The organism is Metapseudomonas resinovorans DSM 21078 (assembly GCF_000423545.1).
Taxonomy (GTDB): domain Bacteria; phylum Pseudomonadota; class Gammaproteobacteria; order Pseudomonadales; family Pseudomonadaceae; genus Metapseudomonas; species Metapseudomonas resinovorans.
Genome location: NZ_AUIE01000002.1, coordinates 60,723 through 83,345, shown reverse-complemented (window position 1 = coordinate 83,345; position 22,623 = coordinate 60,723). Strand labels below are relative to the sequence as shown.

The 22,623-nt window shown below is 65.9% G+C and carries 17 protein-coding genes; 6 read left to right on the top strand and 11 right to left on the bottom strand.

The genetic code is table 11. The annotated features are described in order from the left end of the window. Positions 1 to 8 precede the first annotated feature (8 nt). Positions 9 to 2,885, top strand: coding sequence for an aminomethyl-transferring glycine dehydrogenase (gene gcvP / locus G559_RS0102905; protein ID WP_028626810.1), 2,877 nt, complete (start codon positions 9 to 11; stop codon positions 2,883 to 2,885). A 245-nt stretch (positions 2,886 to 3,130) separates the two neighbouring features. On the opposite strand, the gene G559_RS0102900 is transcribed toward gcvP, so the two are convergent. The 6 genes from G559_RS0102900 to G559_RS0102875 all read right to left on the bottom strand — a co-directional run bounded on the left by G559_RS0102900 (position 3,131) and on the right by G559_RS0102875 (position 9,639). Beyond that, on the bottom strand, positions 3,131 to 3,439 hold the full coding sequence (locus G559_RS0102900; RefSeq protein WP_028626809.1) for a DUF2388 domain-containing protein: 309 nt from the start codon (positions 3,437 to 3,439) through the stop codon (positions 3,131 to 3,133). 103 nt (positions 3,440 to 3,542) lie between these two features. Then, positions 3,543 to 5,849 carry a tetratricopeptide repeat protein gene (locus G559_RS0102895; RefSeq protein ID WP_028626808.1) on the bottom strand — a complete coding sequence of 769 codons (2,307 nt, stop codon included), beginning with the start codon at positions 5,847 to 5,849 and terminating at the stop codon, positions 3,543 to 3,545. A 145-nt stretch (positions 5,850 to 5,994) separates the two neighbouring features. Further along, positions 5,995 to 6,441: an NfeD family protein gene (locus G559_RS0102890; protein WP_028626807.1), complete on the bottom strand. Its 447-nt coding sequence runs from the start codon at positions 6,439 to 6,441 to the stop codon at positions 5,995 to 5,997. Between the two features lie 4 nt (positions 6,442 to 6,445). Beyond that, a complete protein-coding gene (locus tag G559_RS0102885) occupies positions 6,446 to 7,366 on the bottom strand; it encodes an SPFH domain-containing protein (protein WP_028626806.1) in 921 nt (306 codons plus the stop codon). Between the two features lie 70 nt (positions 7,367 to 7,436). Continuing rightward, a complete protein-coding gene (locus G559_RS0102880; protein WP_028626805.1) occupies positions 7,437 to 9,221 on the bottom strand; it encodes a GspE/PulE family protein in 1,785 nt (594 codons plus the stop codon). Between the two features lie 103 nt (positions 9,222 to 9,324). Then, positions 9,325 to 9,639 carry a cupin domain-containing protein gene (locus G559_RS0102875; protein ID WP_028626804.1) on the bottom strand — a complete coding sequence of 105 codons (315 nt, stop codon included), beginning with the start codon at positions 9,637 to 9,639 and terminating at the stop codon, positions 9,325 to 9,327. Between the two features lie 126 nt (positions 9,640 to 9,765). On the opposite strand from G559_RS0102875, the gene G559_RS0102870 reads away from it, so the two are divergent. Beyond that, the gene (locus tag G559_RS0102870; RefSeq protein ID WP_028626803.1) at positions 9,766 to 10,242 is read left to right on the top strand and encodes an Lrp/AsnC family transcriptional regulator; all 477 of its coding nucleotides are present in this window, start codon (positions 9,766 to 9,768) and stop codon (positions 10,240 to 10,242) included. A gap of 614 nt (positions 10,243 to 10,856) precedes the next feature. Here the strand turns inward: G559_RS0102870 and G559_RS0102865 are convergent. Together G559_RS0102865 and G559_RS0102860 are read right to left on the bottom strand one after the other, a co-directional pair. Further along, positions 10,857 to 11,543 (bottom strand): DUF502 domain-containing protein, encoded by a 687-nt coding sequence (locus tag G559_RS0102865; protein ID WP_028626802.1) that lies wholly within the window; start codon positions 11,541 to 11,543, stop codon positions 10,857 to 10,859. Positions 11,544 to 11,558: 15 nt separating this feature from the next. Further along, on the bottom strand, positions 11,559 to 12,923 hold the full coding sequence (locus tag G559_RS0102860; RefSeq protein ID WP_028626801.1) for a CYTH domain-containing protein: 1,365 nt from the start codon (positions 12,921 to 12,923) through the stop codon (positions 11,559 to 11,561). Between the two features lie 137 nt (positions 12,924 to 13,060). On the opposite strand from G559_RS0102860, the gene argE reads away from it, so the two are divergent. Together argE and argA are read left to right on the top strand one after the other, a co-directional pair. Further along, positions 13,061 to 14,200 carry an acetylornithine deacetylase gene (gene argE, locus G559_RS0102855; protein ID WP_028626800.1) on the top strand — a complete coding sequence of 380 codons (1,140 nt, stop codon included), beginning with the start codon at positions 13,061 to 13,063 and terminating at the stop codon, positions 14,198 to 14,200. Positions 14,201 to 14,334: 134 nt separating this feature from the next. Continuing rightward, positions 14,335 to 15,633, top strand: coding sequence for an amino-acid N-acetyltransferase (gene argA / locus G559_RS0102850; protein ID WP_028626799.1), 1,299 nt, complete (start codon positions 14,335 to 14,337; stop codon positions 15,631 to 15,633). A 153-nt stretch (positions 15,634 to 15,786) separates the two neighbouring features. Here argA and gshA read toward each other — a convergent pair whose 3' ends face one another. The 3 genes from gshA to G559_RS0102835 form a co-directional block, all read right to left on the bottom strand. Continuing rightward, positions 15,787 to 17,373, bottom strand: a complete 1,587-nt coding sequence (gshA, locus tag G559_RS0102845) for a glutamate--cysteine ligase (protein WP_028626798.1) — start codon at positions 17,371 to 17,373, stop codon at positions 15,787 to 15,789. Positions 17,374 to 17,523: 150 nt separating this feature from the next. Then, positions 17,524 to 17,907, bottom strand: coding sequence for a PaaI family thioesterase (locus G559_RS0102840; protein ID WP_028626797.1), 384 nt, complete (start codon positions 17,905 to 17,907; stop codon positions 17,524 to 17,526). Positions 17,908 to 17,909: 2 nt separating this feature from the next. Next, positions 17,910 to 20,225, bottom strand: a complete 2,316-nt coding sequence (locus G559_RS0102835; RefSeq protein ID WP_028626796.1) for a Tex family protein — start codon at positions 20,223 to 20,225, stop codon at positions 17,910 to 17,912. Between the two features lie 221 nt (positions 20,226 to 20,446). On the opposite strand from G559_RS0102835, the gene ompR reads away from it, so the two are divergent. Beyond that, positions 20,447 to 21,178: an osmolarity response regulator transcription factor OmpR gene (gene ompR, locus G559_RS0102830; RefSeq protein ID WP_028626795.1), complete on the top strand. Its 732-nt coding sequence runs from the start codon at positions 20,447 to 20,449 to the stop codon at positions 21,176 to 21,178. 43 nt (positions 21,179 to 21,221) lie between these two features. Further along, positions 21,222 to 22,535 carry an ATP-binding protein gene (locus G559_RS0102825; RefSeq protein ID WP_028626794.1) on the top strand — a complete coding sequence of 438 codons (1,314 nt, stop codon included), beginning with the start codon at positions 21,222 to 21,224 and terminating at the stop codon, positions 22,533 to 22,535. Positions 22,536 to 22,623: the final 88 nt, after the last annotated feature.

Below are 22,623 nucleotides of genomic sequence, written 5' to 3'. Positions count from 1 at the left end.
TCTGCCCCATGTCCCAGATGCCCTCGCTGTCCCAGCTCCAACAGCCCGACGCCTTCCTTCGCCGCCACCTGGGCCCGGACGAGGCGGAACAGCAGGCCATGCTCGAGGCCCTGGGCCTCGCCAGCCGTGACGAGCTGATCGTGCAGACGGTGCCGCCGGCGATTCGCCTGAATCGGCCCCTGGACCTGCCACCGGCGCTGGATGAACAGCAGGCCCTGGCCAAGCTGCGTGGCTACGCGGAGCAGAACCAGCTGTGGACCAGCCTGATGGGCATGGGCTACTACGGTACGGTCACGCCCACCGTGATCGTGCGCAATGTGTTGGAAAATCCCGGCTGGTACACCGCCTACACCCCCTACCAGCCGGAAATCGCCCAGGGGCGGCTGGAGGCGTTGCTGAACTTCCAGCAACTGACCATCGACCTCACCGGCCTCGATCTCGCCAGCGCGTCCTTGCTGGACGAGGCCACCGCCGCCGCCGAAGCCATGGCCCTGGCCAAGCGCGTGGCGAAGTCGAAGAGCAACCTGTTCTTCGTCGACGAAGACTGTCACCCGCAGACCATCTCGGTGGTGCAAACCCGCGCCCAGGCCTTTGGCTTCGACCTGGTGGTGGCCCCTGTGGATAACCTGGCGCAACACCAGGTATTCGGCGCATTGCTGCAGTACCCGGACACCCATGGCGAAATCCGCGACCTGCGGCCTCTGATCGAACACCTGCACGGCCAGCAGGCGCTTGCCTGCGTCGGCGCCGACCTGCTCAGCCTGCTGCTGCTTACCCCGCCCGGAGAGCTGGGCGCCGACGTGGTATTCGGCTCGGCCCAGCGCTTCGGCGTGCCCATGGGCTACGGCGGACCCCATGCGGCGTTCTTTGCCACCCGCGACGACTTCAAACGGGCCATGCCGGGACGGATCATCGGCGTTTCCAAGGATGCCCGAGGCAATGTCGCGCTGCGCATGGCGCTGCAGACCCGCGAGCAGCACATTCGCCGTGAGAAGGCCAACTCCAACATCTGCACGGCCCAGGTGCTGCTGGCCAATATCGCCAGCTGCTACGCCGTCTATCACGGCCCCGAGGGGCTGAAGCGCATCGCCCAGCGGGTCCACCGGCTTACCTCCATCCTCGCCGAAGGGCTGGCGCGCCGGGGCATCCAGCGTGACAACCAGTACTACTTCGATACGCTCACCCTGGATGTGGGCGGCAGCCAGACCGCCATCATCGAATCGGCCAAGGCGGTGCGCATCAACCTGCGCATCCTCGGTCGCGGCAAGCTGGGCGTCAGTCTCGACGAGACCTGCACGGCCGACACCCTTGAACAGCTGTTCTGCATCTTCCTCGGCGCCGACCACGGCCTCTCTATTGCCGAGCTGGACGCGTCGGTGCTGGTCCCGGGCATTCCGGCGGAACTGCAGCGCAGCACGGGCTATCTCAGCCACCCGGTGTTCAACGCCCACCACAGCGAAACCGAGATGCTGCGCTATCTCAAGCAGCTGGAAAACAAGGACCTGGCGTTGAACCAGGCGATGATCCCGCTGGGCTCCTGCACCATGAAGCTCAATGCCACCAGCGAGATGATCCCCATCACCTGGCCGGAGTTCGCCAACCTGCACCCTTTCGCCCCCCGCGAACAGGCCCTGGGCTACAAGCTGATGATCGACGAGCTGGAAGACTGGCTTTGCGCGATTACCGGTTTCGACGCCATCTGCATGCAGCCCAACTCCGGCGCCCAGGGTGAGTACGCCGGGCTACTCGCCATCCGCCGTTACCACGAGAGCCGCGGCGAGGGGCACCGCAATATCTGCCTGATCCCGGCTTCTGCCCATGGCACCAACCCGGCGTCGGCGCAGATGGCGAGCATGCGCGTGGTGATCGTCGAGTGCGACCAGGACGGCAACGTCGACCTGGAAGATCTCAAGCGCAAGGCCGCTGAAGCCGGCGGCCAGTTGTCCTGCCTGATGGCCACCTACCCGTCGACCCACGGCGTGTACGAGGAGGGCATCCGCGAGATCTGCGAGGTTATCCACAGCCACGGCGGCCAGGTCTACATGGATGGCGCGAACCTCAATGCCCAGGTGGGCCTGGCGCGACCGGCAGATATCGGTGCCGACGTTTCCCACATGAACCTGCACAAGACCTTCTGCATTCCCCACGGCGGTGGCGGGCCGGGCATGGGGCCGATCGGCGTACGGGCGCACCTGGCGCCCTTCGTCGCCAACCACCCGGTGATCGAGCTGAAGGGGCCGAATCCGGAGAATGGTGCGGTCAGTGCGGCGCCCTGGGGCAGTGCGAGCATCCTGCCGATCAGCTGGATGTACATCGCCATGATGGGGCCGGAACTGGCCGATGCCACCGAAGTGGCCATCCTCAGCGCCAACTACCTGGCCAAGCAGCTCGGCGATGCTTACCCGGTGCTCTACAGCGGGCGCAATGGCCGGGTGGCCCACGAATGCATCCTTGACCTGCGACCGCTCAAAGCGGAAACCGGCATTTCCGAGGAGGACGTTGCCAAGCGCCTGATGGACTACGGCTTCCATGCCCCAACCATGAGCTTCCCGGTGCCGGGCACGTTGATGGTCGAGCCCACCGAGAGCGAAAACAGGCACGAGCTGGACCGCTTCATCGAGGCGATGCTGAGCATCCGGGCCGAGATCGCCAAGGTGCAGGCGGGCGACTGGCCGACCGAGGACAACCCGCTCAAGCGCGCCCCGCACACCCTGGCCGACGTGATCGGTCACTGGGAGCGTCCCTACAGCATCGAAGAAGCCGTCGCCCCCAGCGCCCATACCCGTGCCCACAAGTACTGGCCGACCGTAAACCGGGTGGACAACGTCTACGGCGACCGCAACCTGTTCTGCGCCTGTGTGCCGGTGGATGACTATCGCGAGTAGGCAAGTTCCCGGGCTGTGTCGGCTTTTTCTGAAGTCTCGCCCATGGCGTTGACCTGACCCGGGACGGGCGTCAAGGTGTGCCCCGCACTCCGCCCATGTGGACTCTCGTCGGCGTGGGACGTGTTCATCATGTGCTACCGGTGTGGGTAGCAACCCCTGAGCCCCTCTGCATGGCGGGGCTCTTTTTTTGTCCGGAGAAAACGCCCGCCGCGCATGGCTGGGCGATACGCGACGGCGTTGGGGGCTCACTCTTCGGCGGCAAGAATCGCGCTGGCCAGCTCGCCGTCACTGGCTTTCAGGTCCGGGTGCTCGCTGCGGATGCGCTGCAGCGCGGCCTCCAGGTACGGGCCACGAATCTCGCCGCCGCTGGCGACGAAGCTGCTCGCGTCGTCGCGGGCCGCGACTATCAGTTTGTCGTCCTTGAAGGTCAGGTAGGTGGAGGCGGTGGTGGCGCCGGACGAAATGACGTCGCGCCAGAAGTCACTGTCGGCCATGGCCGACCCCACGGGCAGGGCGATCAGGGCGAGAGCGGCGGCATACAGGCGAGTGCGCATGGCGGTTACTCCGATTGCGGGTGGACCTGAACCATCAGATTCGGCCGCCTTTTGCGGAGTTCAACCTGGCTGCCGGCCGGTCATGGTGTCTCGCCAGGCCGGATCATTCCCGACGCAATGCGGGGTCGTCGGGGTTCTGCTGTTCCAGTTCCGCCAGCAGCGCCTGGACTTTCTGGATCTGCCCGGCTTCGCGCCAGTAATTGATCAGCGCCAGGCGTGCCTCGCGGTTGGCGGGGTCGCGCTCCAGCAGCTCCTCCAGGCGGTGGCCGGCGGCTTCCAATTGGCCGCTGTCGTGCAGGGCTACCGCGTAGGCGTAGTCGTACGCAACGCTCTTCGGCTCCAGCCGGACCGCCTCGGCGAAGGCTTTGAGGGCGGCGGGCAGATCGCCTTTGCGAAGCAGCAACAGGCCGTTGGCGTGCTGCAGCAGTGCCGATTGCGGATGCTCCCGGATGGCCTGCTCGAGCAGGGCGCGGCCTTCTTCCCAGCGGAAGTTGCCGTCCAGCCATTGCACCAGGACTACCAGGGCCGGCAGGTAGGCCGGGTCGCGCTGCAGCGCGGTGCGCAGGCGCGACTCCACCTGGTCGGCGCGGCCGTCGGCCTGGTACAGCAGCGCCAGGTTCAGATTCGCCTCAGCGCGATCCTGCAGGCTGAGCTGTGCCGCTTCGTACTCGGCAATGGCCTTGCTCCAGCTCTTCTCGTAATTGCCCAGGCCCGTTGCGCGCATGCCCAGCAGCTCGCGGGCGGCGGCGATGCGCACCGCGCGCACCGGGTCATTCAGCAGGGGGGCCAGCAGGTTGCGGCGCTGCTCCGGCGGCACCAGGGCGCCCACTGCCCTGACTGCGGCCTCGCGCACCTGTGGTGCCGGATGGGGCAGGTCACGGGCGGCAGCCTTGAGGGCGCGTTCGCTGGGGTAGCTGGGCAGCTCGGCGAGCAGGGTGGCGCGGCGAATGGCCGGCAGTTCGCGGGATTCCAGTTGCTGGTAAAGCGCCCGCGAGGCACCTGGTCGGCCATTGCGGATCAGCCACAGGCTCTCGTCGTAGCGCGTCGCGTTGACCTTGCCTTCGCCGTACCAGAGGCGGAACTGCTCGGCGACCGTGTCGCCCGGCTGGTCGCGGTGGCAACCCAGGCAGGCATCCGTGGTGCCCAGACGCAGGGCGCGGGCCGGGTTGGGCAGGGTGAAGCCGTGGTCGTGGCGGTAGTCGTTGCCCAGGAACAGCTTGCCCGGCATGTGGCAATCCACGCACTGCGAGCCTGCCTCGCCCTGGGTGTGGTGGTGATGCTCGGGGCTGTCGTAGTTCTTCGCCTTCAGGCCCTTGCCGTCGATGCCCTCGATCCCGGCCTTGCCCGACGGGTTGTGGCATTGCAGGCAGAGGCCGTTGCCCGGCACCTTGAGCGCTGTGCTGTGGGGATCATGGCAGGTGCTGCAACGCAATCCTTTGGCGAACATCCGGCTCTGGGCGAAGGCGGCGTATTCGTACACCTCGTCCTTGATCTTGCCGTCCAGCTCGAAGAGTTCACGGGTCAGCGCGCTGGGCAGATAGTCGTCCATCAAGCGCTTGTCGTGGTGATAGCCGTCATCCAGGGGCACGCGACGGGAATGGCAGCGGGCGCAGGTTTCCACCGACTTGATCCGGTCCGCCCGGGTCAGGTCGACATCGAATCCGGCGTTGGCCGCCTTGAGCGTCTTCGTTGCCCAGTCGAGGTGCCGGGACGCCGGGCCGTGGCAGGCCTGGCAGCCAACGCCGAGGCTGCTCCAGCGGCTGGCGTAGCGGTCGCTGGCCGGGTCGTAATTGCGCTGGTAGCCGGTGGTGTGACATTCCACGCAGAGGACGTTGGCGTTCTGCTGCGGACGGCTCCAGTGCTGCGGATTCCTTGCCGCCACGCCCTGGCCCGGCTGCAGCTTGAACCAGGTGCGCTGTTCCACGTCCCAGGCCACGTCCAGGGCTTGCAGGCGACCGCCGGGGGCGTCGACCAGGTACTGCTGCAGCGGCGCAACGCCGAAGGTATAGGCGACGCGGAAATCCGCCGGCTTGCCATCCGCGCCGGGGGAATTGACCCAGAAGCCACCGTCCTTGCGGAAGAACCGGGTGGTTTCCTGATCGCTCTGGAAGGTCGAATCGTTGAAGTCGCCTTGAACGCTGGCGTCGTTGGCTGCCTGCATCGCCAGCCGATGGTGGCTGCCTTGCCAGTCACGGGCCTGCTGGGTGTGGCAGCCGGCGCATTGCGCTTCTTCGACCATGCTGGCCGGCTGGCCGCTGGCCTGGGACGGCGCCTTGCCCGGCAGGGCGTCGCTTCCTCCTTTGACGAACAACCAGACAGCCAGGCCGATCAATAGCAGCAGGCCCGCGAGGACCGGGTAGACGGGGCGCCGGACAGGCCGGCGCGGGGGAATCTGGTGGTGCTTCGACATGCAGACGTCCGCTGTACTGGCAAGCGTGCTTCACGGTGGCGTGCAGGTTCCGTGAATGCCCCGGAGGCCGTCAAGGCTGTCTGATGATGCGCCCGTGGATGCTTACCTCACCCCTACCCAAACCAGGCGGTCTGCCCGCTGGGCGTCAGGCCGGCTCAACCTTGAGCAGCACGCCGTCCTGGCCGATGACCCGCACCTGGCTACCGGCGGGCAGGTCGGGGCCGACCACCAGCCAGACGGAATCGCCGGCGCGGATCTTGCCCCGTCCACCGCTGATAGCTTCATGCAGGGCGAACTCGCGGCCAATGAACTCCTGTCCGCGCTGGTTCAGGCCGGGCTGCGCGGAGGGTTTGGCGGCGCTGCGCTGGCGCTGCCACCAGTACACCGCGGTGACGATCGAAAGCACGCCGAAGAGCAGAAACTGGATGGCCCAGTGCAGCTCCGGGACGATGAATGTGAGTACGCCGACGCTGGCAGCCGCCACGCCTACCCACAGCAGGTAGCCGCCGGCGCCGAAGACTTCGAGGATCAGGAGCAGGGTGCCCAGGGCCAGCCAGTCCCAGTAGGTCAGGTGCTGGAGGTAGTTCCACATCGGCTCAGCCCTTCTTGCTGTCGAAGGTGGCGCGGACGATTTCGCCAATACCGCCCACGGCGCCGATCACTTGGCTGGCTTCCAACGGCATCAGCACCACTTTGCTGTTGTTGGCACTGGCCAGGTTGCCCAGCGCCTCGATGTATTTCTGCGCGACGAAGTAGTTCACCGCCTGCACGCTGCCCTGGGCAATGGCGTCGGACACCATGCGCGTCGCTTCGGCTTCAGCCTGGGCGCCCCGTTCACGGGCCTCGGCTTCGAGGAAGGCGGCGGCGCGCTGGCCTTCGGCCTTGAGAATCTGCGCCTGCTTTTCGCCTTCGGCGGTGAGGATTTCCGCCTGGCGACGGCCTTCGGCTTCGAGGATCTGCGCGCGCTTGAGGCGCTCGGCCTTCATCTGGCTGGCCATGGCTTCCACCAGGTCCGCCGGCGGGGTGATGTCCTTGATCTCGATGCGGGTGACCTTGATGCCCCAGGGCGCGGTGGCTTCATCCACGGTGCGCAGCAGGCGCTCGTTGATCGAGTCGCGCTGGCTGAGCATGGCATCCAGCTCCATGGAGCCGAGCACGGTGCGGATGTTGGTCATCACCAGGTTGCGGATGGCGTGCTCCAGGTCGTTGACCTCGTAGGCGGCCTGGGCGGCGTTGACCACCTGGAAGAAGCACACGGCGTCGATGGTGACGATAGCGTTGTCGGCGCTGATGGCTTCCTGCGGCGGGATGTCCAGCACGCTTTCCATCACGCTGAGCTTGCGGCCGATGCGATCCATCACCGGCACGATGATGTTGAGGCCCGGTTTCAGGGTATTGGTGTAGCGGCCAAAGCGCTCCACGGTCCACTCGAAGCCTTGTGGCACGACCTTGAAACCCATGAACACGATTGCGATCGCAAGGACGACGAAGAGAATGACGACACTGCCGATTTCCATGGGGAAAGCTCCGTTTTCTGGCTGTGATTCTTGTTGGTCGGGGCCCCTCCGCCCCAAGCCGACAAGGATTTCATTTCTGCTCGCTTTGTGGCGTGACCCGCAGCACTTCTTCGATGGTCGTCAGGCCTGAGGCGACCTTCTGCGCGCCAGACAGGCGCAGGCTGCGCATGCCTTCCTTGAACGCGGCACGGCGCAGGGCGATGAGGTCGGTGTCGGCGGTGATCAGCGGCTTGACGGCATCGGACAGCAGCATGATTTCGTATACCCCGGCGCGGCCACGGTAGCCGGTATCGCGGCATTCCAGGCAACCGACAGCGCGATGGGCGCCGGTGGGCAGCGGTGCGCTCCAGGGTTTGGTCAGGTTGTTCCAGTCGTCCTCGGCGAGCGCCATCGGCGCCTTGCAATGCGGGCAGAGGGTACGTACCAGGCGCTGGGCCATGACCCCGAGCAGGGTGGCGCGCAGCAGGTAGTAGGGCACACCCAGCTCCAGCAGGCGGGTGATGGCGCTGGGTGCGTCGTTGGTGTGCAGGGTGGAAAGCACCAGGTGGCCGGTCAGCGCCGCTTGGATGGCCATCTCGGCGGTTTCCAGATCACGGATCTCGCCGACCATGATGATGTCGGGGTCCTGCCGCATCAGCGCTCGTACGCCACTGGCGAAGGTCAGGTCGATGTTGTGCTGCACCTGCATCTGGTTGAAGGCGCCCTCGATCATCTCGATGGGATCTTCGATGGTGCAGACGTTCACCTCGCTGGTGGCCAGTTGCTTGAGCGTGGTGTAGAGCGTGGTGGTCTTGCCCGAGCCGGTGGGGCCGGTGACCAGGATGATGCCGTTGGGCTGGTTGGTCATGCTCTGCCAGCGGCGCAGGTCGTCCTGGGAGAAACCGAGCTGATCGAAGCTCTTCAGCAGCACCTCGGGGTCGAAGATCCGCATCACCATCTTTTCGCCGAAAGCGGTGGGCAGCGTAGACAGGCGCAGCTCCACTTCGCCGCCGTCCGGGGTCTTGGTCTTGACCCGGCCGTCCTGGGGTTTGCGCTTCTCCGCCACGTTCATCCGCCCGAGGCTCTTCAGGCGGCTAACTACCGCCATGGTGACCTGGGGCGGGAACTGGTAGACGGTATGCAGCACGCCGTCGATGCGGAAACGCACCGTGCCCTGTTCGCGGCGCGGCTCGATGTGGATGTCGCTGGCGCGTTGCTGGTAGGCGTACTGGAACAGCCAGTCGACGATGTTGACGATGTGCGCGTCGTTGGCGTCCGGCTCCTGGTCGCTGGCGCCGATCTTCAATAGCTGCTCGAAATTGCCGACGCCGCTGGTCTTCTGGTCCACGGCGCTGGCGCCGCTGACCGACTTGGCCAGGCGGTAGAACTCCAGGGTGAATTTCTGGATGTCGATCGGGTTGGCCACCACCCGCTTGATCGGGCGCTTGAGCACGTGGGTAAGGTTGCTTTCCCAGCTCTGTACGAAGGGCTGCGCGCTGGCGATGGTCACCGCTTCGCTGTCGACGGCCACAGCGAGGATCTTGTGGCGCTGGGCGAAGGCGTAGGACATCAGCGGGGTGATGGCGGCGACGTCGATCTTCAGCGGGTCGATGCGCAGGTAGGGCTGGCCGGCGTGCTCGGCCAGCCAGTGGCTGAGGGTCTCCAGGTCGAGCTTCTTGCCGGGGCGCTTGAGGTCGTCCACCTGCTGCGCGGCGAGAAACTCCAGGGGGTGCTGTTGGTTGTTCACCGCGCTACGGCGAATAGCCAGGCAGTGCTCGGCCTGGTCCTGGCTCAGGCGGCCCTGGGCCACCAATTCGCGCATCAGGTCGTTGAGGTCCAGCCAACGGTCCTGGGCGGGTGAGGCAAAGGCGGACATGCAAGCTCCTCGGTCACGCTGCTCAGTCTGGAAGAGTAGTCAATCGCTCTTCTCGCGGGACGGCAAGCATGCCCGATTCGCCAGCATTCGGCTAAGCGCTGGATCAAGGAACGGAAGCCTGTTCCAGCTCAACCGAGAACACGCTGACCAGCGAACGCATTTTCTGCGCGATGACTTCCGCCCGGTGCGGCGTCAGCCCTGGTTGGCGCAGTTGCACCAGCAGGTTGTCGCCCAACTGATTGGCCTCCAGCCAGCGCGGCACCAGCTGCAGCTGGGCGAAGAAGGCGAGCAGGCGACCGAGGATGTCGGCTTCCGCCTCGGCGAGGATGGCGAACTGCATCTCGCCAGCGTGGAGCTGGGCGGTGCGCGGGTGCCAGTGGTCTTCGCGGAGGGCGGGGGCGGTCTGCAGGCTGAGCATGGAAGATTCCTCGGTGGGGATGCCGATAGTTTTCCAGCCTGAATGGGGATTTTTCTGCCTGAATTGCGTGGTTAGGTAGAATATTTGGATAAACTTTCCGGGTAACTCGAAAAGCGGGGAAATTTTATGTCCGTCACCCTGGATGTCTACGACAAACGCATTCTCGACCTGCTGCAGGAGGATGCCAGCCTGTCCACCGCCGAGATCGCCGAGCGGGTGGGGCTGTCCCAATCGCCCTGCTGGCGGCGTATCCAGCGCCTGAAGGATGAGGGCGTGATCCGTTGCCAGGTCACCCTGCTGGACCGCCGCAAGGTCGGCCTCAACGCGCAGATCTTCGCCCAGGTGAAGCTCAACGCCCACGGCCGCTCCAACCTCACCGAGTTCGCCGAGGCCATGCGCCAGTTTCCCGAGGTGCTGGAGTGCCATGTGCTGATGGGCGCGGTGGATTTCATGCTGCGCATCGTCACCAGGGACATCGAGGCCTACGAGCGCTTCTTTTTCGAGAAGCTGTCGCTGGTGCCGGGGATCCAGGAGGTGAACTCCATCGTGGCGCTGTCGGAGATCAAGTCGACCACCAGCTTGCCGGTGGGACAGGGGCTGTAGGGGCGATTTCAATCGCCAGGGGCGGCGCGGCTGACCCATCAGGCTCTACCTGATTGGCGAACCTTCGGCTCGCTTGGCGAATGATTTGGCTATGTCTGCGTTAAGTGTTGCTAGAACGTCCTGAGCCAGGCTGCTTGCCGAGTTCTGCGGATGTTTCTGGTTTCGCCTTCCCAGGCGAGTCACTTTTGCCAATCGCGGCAAAAGTAACCAAAAACGCTTGCCCCACCATCCGGCCCGACTTCGTCGGGTGCCCTCGCTCCATCGTTGCTCCGGGGGCACGGCGAGAGGGGCCATCCATGGCCCCACACGCCTCTTGCGGCATCCATGCCGCTCCTCCCCCTGCGCAACGATTCCACTCGGCCTCCTGAAGGGGCGTAGTCGCTGCCCCACCTCGTCTGCCCGGTGTCAGGCCCGTGTGGGCTTCAGGATGGTTCGTGCCTCGCCGGCGCGAGTCACCCCTCTCCTCTTCAGGGAGAGGGGCCGGGGCGGGCCGCGTTCGGATGAGGGGGGAGGATTGGCACGGAGGCCTGGAGGTGCCGGGCTAGAGGGCTGTACTCAACGTTGCAACAGCTAACGCAGACATAGCCAATGATTTCGCCCCTACAAAAGCGTTCTCAGGGGGCCTTGTCGCCGTCCGTTAGCACCGCCTGCTCCTTCGCAAGCTTCCCCGCCTGGTGCGGCGGGGAGAGCCCCATGGACAGGTAGATGCCCGTCAGTCCGTCGACACCCATGTCCGCCGGGCGCACCCATTCCACCGGGACGTAAATCAGCCCGCCGCCCACCGGGATAGGCGCGGTGGGCACGAGCACGGCGCAGTACTGGCGGCCTTCCAGTTCGAAGGATTCCGAGCTTGGGCGCAGCGCCAGCACGGCTGCACCGTCACCGCCGAAGAAGCACCAGACCGGGCTCATGGCAGCGATATCGGCGTTCTTGCTGCGATCCAGCAGGCCGACGAAACGGTCGGCCAGGCTGTACAGGCTGCCCACCAGCGGCGCCCGGCGCAGGGTCATGTCCAGCAGCCAGGCCAGTGGCCGGCGCAGGCCGAGCTGCACCGCCAGGCCCAGAGGATAGAGGCTGCCCAGCAGCACCAGGGTGCCGACCAGATACGCCAGCACCGGATTGCTGGCGAAAGGCTGTCCGAGAGCACCGAGGAGCTGGCCGATCACCGTGGACGGCCCCACCAGCTTGTTCAGCAGGCTCACCAGCCAGGCCAGCAGCGCCAGGGTCAGCACCAGCGGCAGCAGGGCCAGCAGGCCGGTCAGCCAGGTGGTGACCACGGAGCGGAAGCTTTGCCTGAGCATGGTGGCGTTTCCGCTTTACTTGGCCAGCGCCTTCCAGCTGCGCAGGCTGATCAGGGTCTGCGCCTGCTCGCCGCGTGCGGCCAGTACTTCGCCGTCCAGCGGCAGGGCCGCCAGCTCAGCGAACTTGGACAGTTCGCCATAGGCGCGGTCGACCTCCGGCACGTCCAGCACCTGGCGCGCCAGGCGCAACCAGACTAGCAGGCGCTCGATGCGCGGCAGTTGCTCGGCCAGGTCCTCGGGCTGGCGCTTGTAGCGCTCCAGTTTCAGGGCCTCGGCTTCCTCGCTCAGCAGGCGCGGCAGCCAGTTGCCCAGCGGCGCCTTGCCTTGGCGGTTGCCGCGCTCATTGCGCTCGACGGTCCAGGCGCGGGTCAGCAGCCAGCGGGAGGTATTCAGGGAGAACAGGCCCCAGCGGGTGCCCTGCAGTTCTTCGGCGAACTGTTGCGGTGCGCCGTGGCGCACGGCCTCGTCCAGCTCACCGGCCTGGAGACGCGGGCGCCAGTCCTTGAGCAGGGCATCCAGGGTTTCGCGCAGTTCGTGGCTGCTGGCGCGCGGGGCGGCCTGGCCGAGGCTGCCGATCAGGGCGCGCAGGTCGATCAGTTGCTCCAGCCAGTCCACCAGCAGCTTCCAGTGGCCGTTGAAGCGGTACTGCTCGGCCAGGCGCTGGCTGCTGCCCAGCAGGTGCCAGGCGAGCGCGGCGAAGGCGTCGTCCAGCGTCAGTTCCGCCGACAGTGCGGGCGCCGGCAGGCTGAGGTGATAGCTGTTGGCGTCATGGAGGCGGTAACCGCGCTCGGCCTTGCTGATATCGCAGGGCATCAGCGGCAGGTCGGCGGCCAGTTCGGCGGCCAGTTCCAGCAGGGCCTCGGGTTCGCCCTGGCGCAGCTCCAGCTCCAGCTCGCAAATCTCTTCCTGTTGCTTGCCAGCGATCACCTTGCCCAGGTCCAGGGCGGCTTCGATCACCACCTTGGCCTTGCCGCGACCCCAGGCGATCTCGGCGCGGTCGCGATTGAAGTCGGTGGTGAAGATCGGCTTGAGCTGCTTCTTGTCCAGTTCGGCCAGGCTGGCGGGCCAGCAGTCGTCGGTGAGTTTCTTCGGGTCCAGCTTGGCCTTGTCCAGGTACCAGTCCCACTCGTTGCGCTCGGACAGCCCGGCAACGCTCTGGCCACGGGTCTTGAGGGTCTGGATGAACTGTTCGCCATCACGGCGCAGGCGCAGGGCCACGCGGGCCTGAGCCAGGTCGCGCTCAGGCGTGTCGAAGTACTGGTTGAAGAGTTCGCGGCGTTCCCAGCCGGACTTGTTGCGCTTCTTCAGCAGCGGGTGGTCGCGCAGGGCTTCCAGGGTCTCGCGGCTGGCGCGAAGCTTGATTTCGGTCTCTTTGTTCATCGCCGGGGTCTTTATACGCAGCCAGGGGGTGGCTACCAAGGCGGTGAAGTTTACAGGACAGGTCCGCACCTTGCCGCAGCGGTTTCGCCCGGCGCGGGCTTGGGCCTATGATGATCGCTTGTCCGTGGAGGTCCCCGATGCCCGTTCCAGACCTGAAATCGCAGTTCGCCGCGTTGATCGCCACGCCTTCGGTGAGCTGTACCCAGCCCAGTTGGGACCAGTCGAACCAGGCGGTGATCGAGTTGCTGGCCGGCTGGCTCGGCGATCTCGGTTTCCGCTGCGAGATCCAGCAGGTGGCGCCTGGCAAGGCCAACCTGCTGGCCACCTACGGCTCGGGCCCCGGTGGCCTGGTGCTGGCCGGCCACAGCGACACGGTGCCCTTCGATGCCGCCCTGTGGAAAACCGACCCGCTGAAACTCAGCGAGGTGGGCGACCGCTGGTTCGGCCTGGGCAGTTGCGACATGAAGGGATTCTTCCCGCTGGCCATCGAGGCCGCACGCGGCCTGCTGGACCAGCCGTTCCGCCAGCCGCTGATCATCCTCGCGACCTGCGATGAGGAAAGCTCCATGGCCGGCGCCCGCGCCCTGGCCCAGGCGGGGCAGCCGCTGGGCCGCGCGGCGGTGATCGGCGAGCCGACGGGTTTGAAGCCCATCCGCCTGCACAAGGGCGTGATGATGGAACGCATCGACATCCTCGGGCAGAGCGGCCACTCCTCCGACCCCAGCCTCGGCCACAGTGCCCTGGAAGCCATGCATGCGGTCATGAGCGATCTGATCGAGTTACGCGGCGAATGGCAGCAGGAATTCCGCAACCCGCAATTCACCGTGCCGCAGCCCACCCTCAACCTCGGCTGCATCCACGGCGGCGACAACCCCAACCGCATTTGCGGCCAGTGCAGCCTGGAGTTCGACCTGCGCCCGTTGCCGGGCATGAATCCGGACACCCTGCGTGCGGTGATCCGCCAGCGCCTGCGGCCGGTGGCCGAGCATTACCAGGTGAAGATCGACTTCAAGCCGCTGTTCCCGGCGGTACCGCCGTTCGAGCAGTCGCCGGAAAGTGATCTGGTACGCGTGGCCGAACGTCTTACCGGGCATACCGCGCAGGCGGTGGCCTTTGGCACCGAAGCGCCGTATCTTCAGCAGCTCGGTTGCGAGACCCTGGTGCTCGGCCCCGGCGATATCGCCTGCGCCCACCAGCCGGACGAGCACCTGGAACTGTCACGGATCGAGCCTACCGTTGCGCTACTGCGCCAGCTCATCCAGCATTACTGCCTTTAATCCGCCACCACGTACTGATCGAGAGGGTTTCCGTTGATGCTCATGCGACGACGATAACGCGCCGCCTTACTCTCATTCCCAGAACCGCTGGGAGTCGCACTCGTCATTTCGCTTAACCAAAGGCTCACGGAACCATGCCTGACTACGTCAACTGGCTGCGCCACGCTACCCCCTACATCAATGCCCACCGGGACTGCACCTTCGTTGTGATGCTGCCCGGCGAGGGCGTCGCTCACCCGAACTTCGGCAACATCGTCCATGACCTGGTGTTGCTGCACAGCATGGGCGTGCGCCTGGTGCTGGTGCACGGCTCGCGCCCGCAGATCGAGGCGCGCCTGGCAGCCCGCGGCCTGACCCCGCATTTCCATCGCGATCTGCGGATCACCGACGGCCCGACCCTGGAATGCGTGATCGATGCCGTGGGCCAACTGCGCATCGCCATCGAGGCGCGCCTGTCCATGGATATCGCCGCGTCACCCATGCAGGGCTCGCGGTTGCGGGTGAGCACCGGCAACTTCGTCACCGCGCGGCCCATAGGCGTGGTCGACGGCATCGACTACCACCACACCGGCGAAGTGCGCCGGGTGGACCGCAAGGGTGTCGGCCGCCTGCTCGACGAGCGCACCATTGTGCTGCTGTCGCCACTCGGCTACTCGCCCACCGGGGAAATCTTCAACCTCGCCTGCGAGGACGTGGCCACCCGCGTGGCCATCGACCTGGGGGCGGACAAGCTGATCCTGTTCGGCGCCGAGCGTGGCCTGATCGACGAGTCCGGCAAGCTGGTGCGCGAATTGCGCCCGCAACAGGTGCCGCCGCACCTGGCTCGGCTTGGCAACAACTACCAGGCCGAGCTGCTCGATGCGGCCGCCCAAGCCTGCCGCGCCGGGGTCAAGCGCAGTCACATGGTCAGCTACGCCGAGGATGGCTCGCTGCTCACCGAGCTGTTCACTCGCGACGGTGGCGGCACCCTGGTGGACCAGGAACAGTTCGAGTCCCTGCGCGAGGCCACCATCGACGACGTCGGCGGCCTGATCGACCTGATCACCCCGCTGGAGGACCAGGGCATCCTGGTACGCCGCTCGCGGGAAGTGCTGGAACGGGAGATCGAGCAGTTCACCATCGTCGAGCGCGACGGGCTGATCATCGCCTGTGCGGCGCTCTATCCCATCGCCGACTCCGACACCGCTGAGCTGGCCTGCCTGGCGGTCAATCCGGAGTATCGCCACGGCGGCCGCGGCGATGAACTGCTGGAGCGTATCGAGGAACGCGCCCGTGCCATGGGGATGAAGACCCTGTTCGTCCTCACCACCCGCACCGCGCACTGGTTCCGCGAGCGCGGCTTCCAGCCCAGTGGCGTCGAACGCCTGCCGGCTGCGCGGGCGTCGCTGTACAACTTCCAGCGCAATTCGCAGGTGTTCGAGAAGACGCTGTGAACCACGTGGACCAAGCTGGCAAGGCCTCAGCCTGTGGGGGCGAATTTATTCGCTAAGGGCAGCGCAGCTGCCCCGCGAGATCGAAGGGCAGACCTGCGGTCTGCTTGGCGATTGAAATCGCCCCCACAGGAACAGTGAAGGGCGATTCGGCGATCAGTTGCTGATCAACCCCAGGATGCTCGCCTGGTAGGCGGCGACGAAGGTGTCGAAGTCCACTTCCGGTTCGGCTTCCAGCCGTGCCTGTTCGTCCAGGGACGCGCGGGCCATGGCTTCGAAGCGGGCCTGGTCTTCGGCGCTCAGCGGCTGGCTGCGGAAGTACTCGGCATGCTGGCGGCTGTGACGCAAGGCGAACTGGCTGAAGCTTTCGTTGCGTTCGCGCAGTTCGGCCAGCACCTGGGCCGACGGGGTCAGCGCCGGGTCGGCGACCTTGGCACGTTGAGCGGCCAGGGCCTGCGAGTGAGCCTCACCACCCAGGGCGGTGTCCAGCAACTCGGCGGTGCGGCCGATGCGGTCGAGCAGCTCGGTGGCCCACTCGGTCAGGCCGACGGCATGGCCGTGGCGCTGCAGTTGCAGGCCTGGGCGCCGGCCTTCCTTCACCACCCGCTGGAAGTTGTCGGTGGCGCAACCGCATTCCTCGCCGGCCATCGGCGGGCTGTCCTGCAGGGCACAGAACAGCAGGAATGCATCGAGGAAGCGCGCTTCGGTCAGGTCGATACCCAGCGGCAGGAAGGGGTTGATGTCCAGGCAGCGCACTTCCACGTACTGCACGCCACGGGCCATCAATGCATGAATCGGGCGCTCGCCGGTGTGGGTGACGCGCTTGGGACGGATCGACGAGTAGTACTCGTTTTCGATCTGGATCACGTTGGTGTTCAGTTGCACCCACTCGCCGTCCACCTTGGTGCCGATCTCGACGTAGGGCGGGTAGGGCGTGGACACGGCCTGACGCAGGCTCGCGAGGTAACTGTCGAGGCTGTTGTAGCAGGGCGTCAGGCCAGCCTGGGCGTTGTTCTGGTAGCCCAGGTCGCTCATCCGCAGGCTGGTGGCGTAGGGCAGGTAGAGGGTGTCGGCATCCAGGCTGTCGAGGTCGTGCGGGTGCCCGCGCAGGAAGCTCTTGTCCAGGGCCGGAGCAGCGCCGAACAGGTACATCAGCAGCCAGCTGTAGCGGCGGAAGTTGCGGATCATCGCAATGTAGCGCGCTGACTGGTAGTCGCGGTCGCTCTGCGGATCGCCTTCGGCCTGCTTGAGCAGCGGCCAGAGCGCTTCGGGCAGGGAGTAGTTGTAGTGGATGCCGGCGATGCACTGCATGGTCTTGCCGTAACGCACGGCCAGGCCCTTGCGGTAAACGTACTTCAGGCGGCCAATGGGCGAGGTGCCGTAGCGGGCGATCGGGATGTCTTCCTCCGCCGGCAGCCGGCAGGGCATCGACGGGCTCCAGAGCAGTTCGTCACCGAGCTTGTTCACCGTAAAGCGGTGGACCTTTTCCAGGTCCGCCAGGGTCTGCGCCGGATCGGTCTCGGCCGGAGTGATGAACTCCAGCAGGGATTCGGAATAGTCCGTGGTGATCTGCGCATGGGTCAGGGCCGAACCCAGGGCGGGGGAGTGTGGCGTCAACGCCAGTTGGCCATTGCCATCGACCCGCAGGCATTCACGCTCGATGCCATGCAGGCAGCGGGTGAGCAGGGGCAGGTTGGCGCGCTCGCCGAGCAAGGCCAGGCGGCGGGAAAGAAGATCGCTCAATTTGGAATCCTTCACGCGTCGGTCGCCCCAATATGGGGGTGGACCAAGCTGTCTACAAGAGGCGGACTTTGCCGCCGGCCGAAATACTTTTCCCGCCGGCGGCTCGCGTTGTCGCTTCGTCCAGAATAGAGCGTTGTCACTGTCCCGCTGTTACAGCTGAGCGAAGGTGCCTTGTCCCTTGGCGACCAGCTTGTCGCCTTGCAGCACATCCGCTTCCACCACCAGGGTGCGCTTGCCGGCGTGCAGCACGCGCGCCTTGCAGATCACTTCACCCTCCGCAACCGGGCGGATGTAGTTGATCTTGCACTCCAGGGTGGCGCTGCGCCGGTCGAAGCCATGGGTACTGGTGCAGGCCAGCCCCATGGTGATGTCCAGCAGCGAGAAGATGGCCCCGCCATGCATCACCTGCCCGCGATTGCGCAGGTGCTCGTCCATGGGCAGGCGCGCCTCGGCGACGCCGTCGCCAAGGCTCAGCGGCTCGATGCCCAACAGCTTGCTGTAGGCACTGGTGGTTTGCTGGTCGGTGAAGTCCATGGTCACTTCTTCTTGATCTGCTTGGCGTTGGCGAACAGCGAAGCCATGGCACCGGAGGCCGGCGGTGCGCTCTGGCGCGGGGCGCTTTGCTGCTGGCGCGGCTGGCCGCCCTGGCGACCACCGCCACGCGGGCCGTCGACCTTCTCGCCGGGGGTGTCGCCCATGCGCATGGACAGGCCCACGCGGTTACGCGGGATGTCCACTTCCATGACTTTCACGCGGACGATGTCGCCGGCCTTGACCACTTCGTACGGGTCCTTGACGAATTTTTCCGACAGCGCGGAGATGTGCACCAGGCCATCCTGGTGGACGCCGATGTCGACGAAGGCACCGAAGTTGGTGACGTTTGTGACTACGCCTTCCAGGACCATGCCGGGTGTGAGGTCCTTGAGGCTTTCCACGCCTTCCTGGAACTCGGCGGTCTTGAACTCGGGGCGCGGGTCGCGGCCGGGTTTGTCCAGTTCCTTGAGGATGTCGGTGACGGTGGGCAGGCCGAAGGTTTCGTCGGTGAACTTGGCCGGGTCCAGGCGCTTGAGGAAGCCGGAGTCGCCGATCAGCGAGCGGATGTCGCGGCCGGTATCGGCGGCGATGCGCTGCACCAGCGGGTAGGTTTCCGGGTGCACGGCGGAAGCGTCCAGCGGGTTGTCGCCGCTCATCACGCGGAGGAATCCTGCGGCCTGCTCGAAGGTCTTCTCGCCCAGGCGGCTGACCTTCTTCAGCTCGTCGCGGGTCTTGAAGGCGCCGTTGGCGTCGCGGTAGCTGACGATGTTCTGCGCCAGGGTGGCGTTGAGGCCGGAGATGCGCGCCAGCAGGGCGGCGGAAGCGGTGTTCACGTCCACGCCCACGGCGTTCACGCAGTCCTCGACCACGGCATCCAGGCTGCGCGCCAGTTGCAGCTGGGACACGTCGTGCTGGTACTGGCCGACGCCGATGGATTTCGGGTCGATTTTCACCAGCTCGGCCAGCGGGTCCTGCAGGCGGCGGGCAATGGACACGGCACCACGCAGGGAAACGTCCAGGTCAGGGAATTCCTTGGCGGCCAGCTCGGACGCGGAGTACACCGAAGCGCCGGCCTCGCTGACCATGATCTTGGTCATCTTCAGGGCCGGGTACTTCTTGATCAGCTCGATGGCGAGTTTGTCGGTCTCACGGCTGGCGGTGCCATTGCCGATGGCGATCAGGTCAACGCTGTGCTTGGCGCAGAGTTTGCCGAGGATGGCCAGGGTCTCGTCCCATTTGTTGTGAGGCACATGCGGGTAGACGGTGGCGGTGTCCAGCACCTTGCCGGTGGCGTCGACCACGGCCACCTTGCAGCCGGTACGCAGGCCCGGGTCGAGACCCAGGGTGGCGCGCGGACCGGCCGGGGCCGCCAGCAACAGGTCGTGCAGGTTGCGGGCGAAGACGTTGATCGCTTCGCTTTCGGCCGCTTCACGCAGCTCGCCCATCAGGTCGGTTTCCAGGTGGGTGTAGAGCTTGACCTTCCAGGTCCAGCGCACCACTTCTGCCAGCCATTTATCGGCCGCCCGGCCCTGGTTGGAGACGCCGAAGCGCTCGCCGATCATCAGCTCGCACGGGTGCATGGTGCCGGGCTGCTCTTCGCCAACCTTGAGGGCGATGCTCAGCACGCCTTCGTTGCGGCCACGGAAGATCGCCAGGGCACGGTGCGACGGCACGCCCTTGAAGTTCTCGTCATGCTCGAAGTAGTCGCTGAACTTGGCGCCTTCCTGCTCCTTGCCGGCCACCAGGCGGGCACTGAGGGTGGCGTTGTCCTTGAGGAAGCCGCGCAGGTTGGCGAGCAGGGTGGCGTCTTCGGCGAAGCGCTCCATGAGGATGTACTTGGCGCCTTCCAGCACCGCCTTGACGTCGGCGAAGCCTTTTTCGGCGTCGATGAAACGCTCGGCTTCGGTTTCCGGGGTCAGGCTCGGGTCGTTGAACAGCGCGTCGGCCAGCTCACCGAGGCCGGCTTCCAGGGCAATCTGGCCCTTGGTGCGACGTTTCTGCTTGTAGGGGAGGTAGAGGTCTTCGAGGCGGGTCTTGGTATCGGCGAGCTTGATCTCGCGCTCCAGTTCCGGGGTCAGCTTGCCCTGCTCGGTGATGCTGGAGAGGATCGCGGTGCGGCGGTCCTCCATCTCGCGCAGATAGCGCAGGCGCTCTTCCAGGTTGCGCAGCTGGGTGTCGTCGAGGCTGCCGGTGACTTCTTTCCGGTAACGGGCGATGAAAGGCACGGTGGAGCCTTCGTCCAGCAGTTCCACGGCGGCGGCGACCTGTTGCGGGCGCACGCCCAGTTCTTCAGCGATGCGGTTGTTGATGCTGTCCATTGAAAACACCTGCATGGGCGGCAGCCCGGGCCGGGCCACGGAGGCTACCGCGGAATAACAGACCGGCGAGCCAGGGGCTCGCCGGTGATGAAAGGCGCCGCATTATAAACACCGAGTTTCAAAGGGTAGGGAACCGTTCGGGGAAAAATCTGCTAACAATGGGCAAGCCGCCGCGCGCCCGTTGCAAGCGATAATGCGCGGCTTGCCGAACAGGAGAAAACATGAGCAGCAACCCGACCGCTGAAGGTGAAAAGATCCTCATCGTCGACGACGACGCCCGTCTACGGCGCCTCCTCGAGCGTTTTTTCGACGAGCAGGGCTTCCGTGTGCGTGCCGTGGAGAACGTCGAGCAAATGGATCGCCTGCTGGCTCGCGAACTCTTCAACCTGGTGGTGCTGGACCTGATGCTGCCTGGCGAGGACGGCCTGTCGGCCTGCCGCCGGCTGCGCGCGTCCAACAACCAGGTGCCGATCATCATGCTCACCGCCAAGGGCGACGAGACGAGTCGCATCCAGGGCCTGGAACTGGGCGCTGACGATTATCTGGCCAAGCCGTTCAACCCCCGCGAGTTGCTGGCGCGGATCAAGGCGGTACTGCGTCGCCAGGCGCCGCAAGTGCCGGGTGCCCCGGCCAGCGAGGACGAAAGTGTCAGCTTCGGCGAGTACGAACTGTCCCTCGCCACCCGCGAGCTGAAGAAGGGCGACGACGTGCAGATGCTCACCACCGGTGAGTTCGCCGTACTCAAGGCATTGGTCCAGCACGCCCGCGAGCCGCTGACCCGCGACAAATTGATGAACCTGGCCCGTGGCCGCGAATGGGACGCCCTGGAGCGCTCCATCGACGTGCAGATTTCCCGCCTGCGCCGACTGATCGAGCCGGACCCTTCCAAGCCGCGCTACATCCAGACCGTCTGGGGCGTCGGCTACGTGTTCGTACCTGATGGCAACAAGTGAACGTGCGGCGGGAGTTCCCGCCGCCGGGCAACCCAGGGTGGTGATGCGCACCCCCTACTGGTTCCCGCAGAGCTTCTTCTCCCGCACCCTCTGGCTGGTGCTCATCGTCGTGCTGTTTTCCAAGGCGCTGACCCTGGTCTACCTGATGATGAACGAGGACGTGCTGGTGGACCGCCAGTACAGCCACGGCGCGGCGCTGACCCTGCGCGCCTACTGGGCGGCGAGCGAAGAAGAGCGTCACGACCTGGCCAAGGCCGCCGGTCTCAAGCGGGTCACCCGCGATGCCGTGCCGGCTAGCGAGCAGCACTGGCCCTACAGCGAAATCTTCCAGCGCCAGATGCAGGCCGAGCTCGGTCCTGGCACTGAAGTGCGCCTGCGCGCCCAGAGCCCGCCGGCGCTCTGGGTCCACGCCCCGGAACTGGGGCCGGACTGGGTGCGCATCCCGCTCTATCCACACCCCTTGCGTGGTCAGCGCATCTGGAGCGTGCTCGGCTGGTTCCTGGGTATTGGCCTGCTGTCCACCGCCGCTGCCTGGATCTTCGTGCGTCAGCTCAACGCCCCGCTCAAGCGTCTCGTCTTCGCTGCCCGCCAGGTCGGTCAGGGTCGCAGCGTGCGCCTGCCGGTGAGCGACACGCCGAGCGAGATGGCCGAGGTATACCGTGCCTTCAACCAGATGGCCGAGGACGTCGAACGCGGCGCCCGCGAGCGCGAGCTGATGCTGGCCGGTGTCTCCCATGACTTGCGTACGCCGCTGACGCGCCTGCGCCTGTCCCTGGAGCTGATGAGCAATGACTCCGAGCTGACGGAGGACATGGTCCGCGACATCGAGGACATGGACGCCATCCTCGACCAGTTCCTCGCCTTCATCCGCGATGGCCGCGACGAGCGCGTGGAAGAGCTGGACCTGGGCGAGCTGGTGCGTGAAGTGGTGGCGCCCTACAACCAGCAGGAGGAGCAGGTTCGCCTGTGCCTGGAACCGCTGCCGCCGTTTCCGCTGCGGCGCGTGTCGATCAAGCGTCTGCTGGTAAACCTGATCGAGAACGCGCTGCGATACGGCGGTAACGGCGTCGAAGTGGCGGCCTTCCTGGCTGGCGATAACGCCGCACCCTACGTGGTGCTGAGTGTGCTGGACCGGGGACAGGGCATCGATCCTTCGGAGCTTCTGGACATCTTCAACCCCTTCATCCGCGGCGACCGCGCCCGTGGCGGCAAGGGCACCGGCCTGGGCCTGGCCATCGTCAAGCGCATCGCCGCCCAACACGGCGGCAGCGTCGAGCTGCGCAACCGCTCGGGCGGTGGGCTGGAAGCGCGGGTGTGCCTGCCGCTGGGGCTGATGCTCCCCCGCGACGCGGTGTAGGTTCCTACGAAACGAGATACCGCAAGCGCCCCTGCTGGGGCGCTTCTGCTCCTGAAATCCCTTCGGTCCAGGATTCCGGCCTGCCATC

Bases quoted from the DNA above. Each gene is read 5' to 3' on its own strand.
- gcvP (WP_028626810.1), top strand. From the start codon at position 9: ATGTCCCAGATGCCCTCGCTGTCCCAGCTCCAACAGCCCGACGCCTTC.
- G559_RS0102900 (WP_028626809.1), bottom strand. From the start codon at position 3,439: ATGCGCACTCGCCTGTATGCCGCCGCTCTCGCCCTGATCGCCCTGCCC.
- G559_RS0102895 (WP_028626808.1), bottom strand. From the start codon at position 5,849: ATGTCGAAGCACCACCAGATTCCCCCGCGCCGGCCTGTCCGGCGCCCC.
- G559_RS0102890 (WP_028626807.1), bottom strand. From the start codon at position 6,441: ATGTGGAACTACCTCCAGCACCTGACCTACTGGGACTGGCTGGCCCTG.
- G559_RS0102885 (WP_028626806.1), bottom strand. From the start codon at position 7,366: ATGGAAATCGGCAGTGTCGTCATTCTCTTCGTCGTCCTTGCGATCGCA.
- G559_RS0102880 (WP_028626805.1), bottom strand. From the start codon at position 9,221: ATGTCCGCCTTTGCCTCACCCGCCCAGGACCGTTGGCTGGACCTCAAC.
- G559_RS0102875 (WP_028626804.1), bottom strand. From the start codon at position 9,639: ATGCTCAGCCTGCAGACCGCCCCCGCCCTCCGCGAAGACCACTGGCAC.
- G559_RS0102870 (WP_028626803.1), top strand. From the start codon at position 9,766: ATGTCCGTCACCCTGGATGTCTACGACAAACGCATTCTCGACCTGCTG.
- G559_RS0102865 (WP_028626802.1), bottom strand. From the start codon at position 11,543: ATGCTCAGGCAAAGCTTCCGCTCCGTGGTCACCACCTGGCTGACCGGC.
- G559_RS0102860 (WP_028626801.1), bottom strand. From the start codon at position 12,923: ATGAACAAAGAGACCGAAATCAAGCTTCGCGCCAGCCGCGAGACCCTG.
- argE (WP_028626800.1), top strand. From the start codon at position 13,061: ATGCCCGTTCCAGACCTGAAATCGCAGTTCGCCGCGTTGATCGCCACG.
- argA (WP_028626799.1), top strand. From the start codon at position 14,335: ATGCCTGACTACGTCAACTGGCTGCGCCACGCTACCCCCTACATCAAT.
- G559_RS0102840 (WP_028626797.1), bottom strand. From the start codon at position 17,907: ATGGACTTCACCGACCAGCAAACCACCAGTGCCTACAGCAAGCTGTTG.
- G559_RS0102835 (WP_028626796.1), bottom strand. From the start codon at position 20,225: ATGGACAGCATCAACAACCGCATCGCTGAAGAACTGGGCGTGCGCCCG.
- ompR (WP_028626795.1), top strand. From the start codon at position 20,447: ATGAGCAGCAACCCGACCGCTGAAGGTGAAAAGATCCTCATCGTCGAC.
- G559_RS0102825 (WP_028626794.1), top strand. From the start codon at position 21,222: ATGCGCACCCCCTACTGGTTCCCGCAGAGCTTCTTCTCCCGCACCCTC.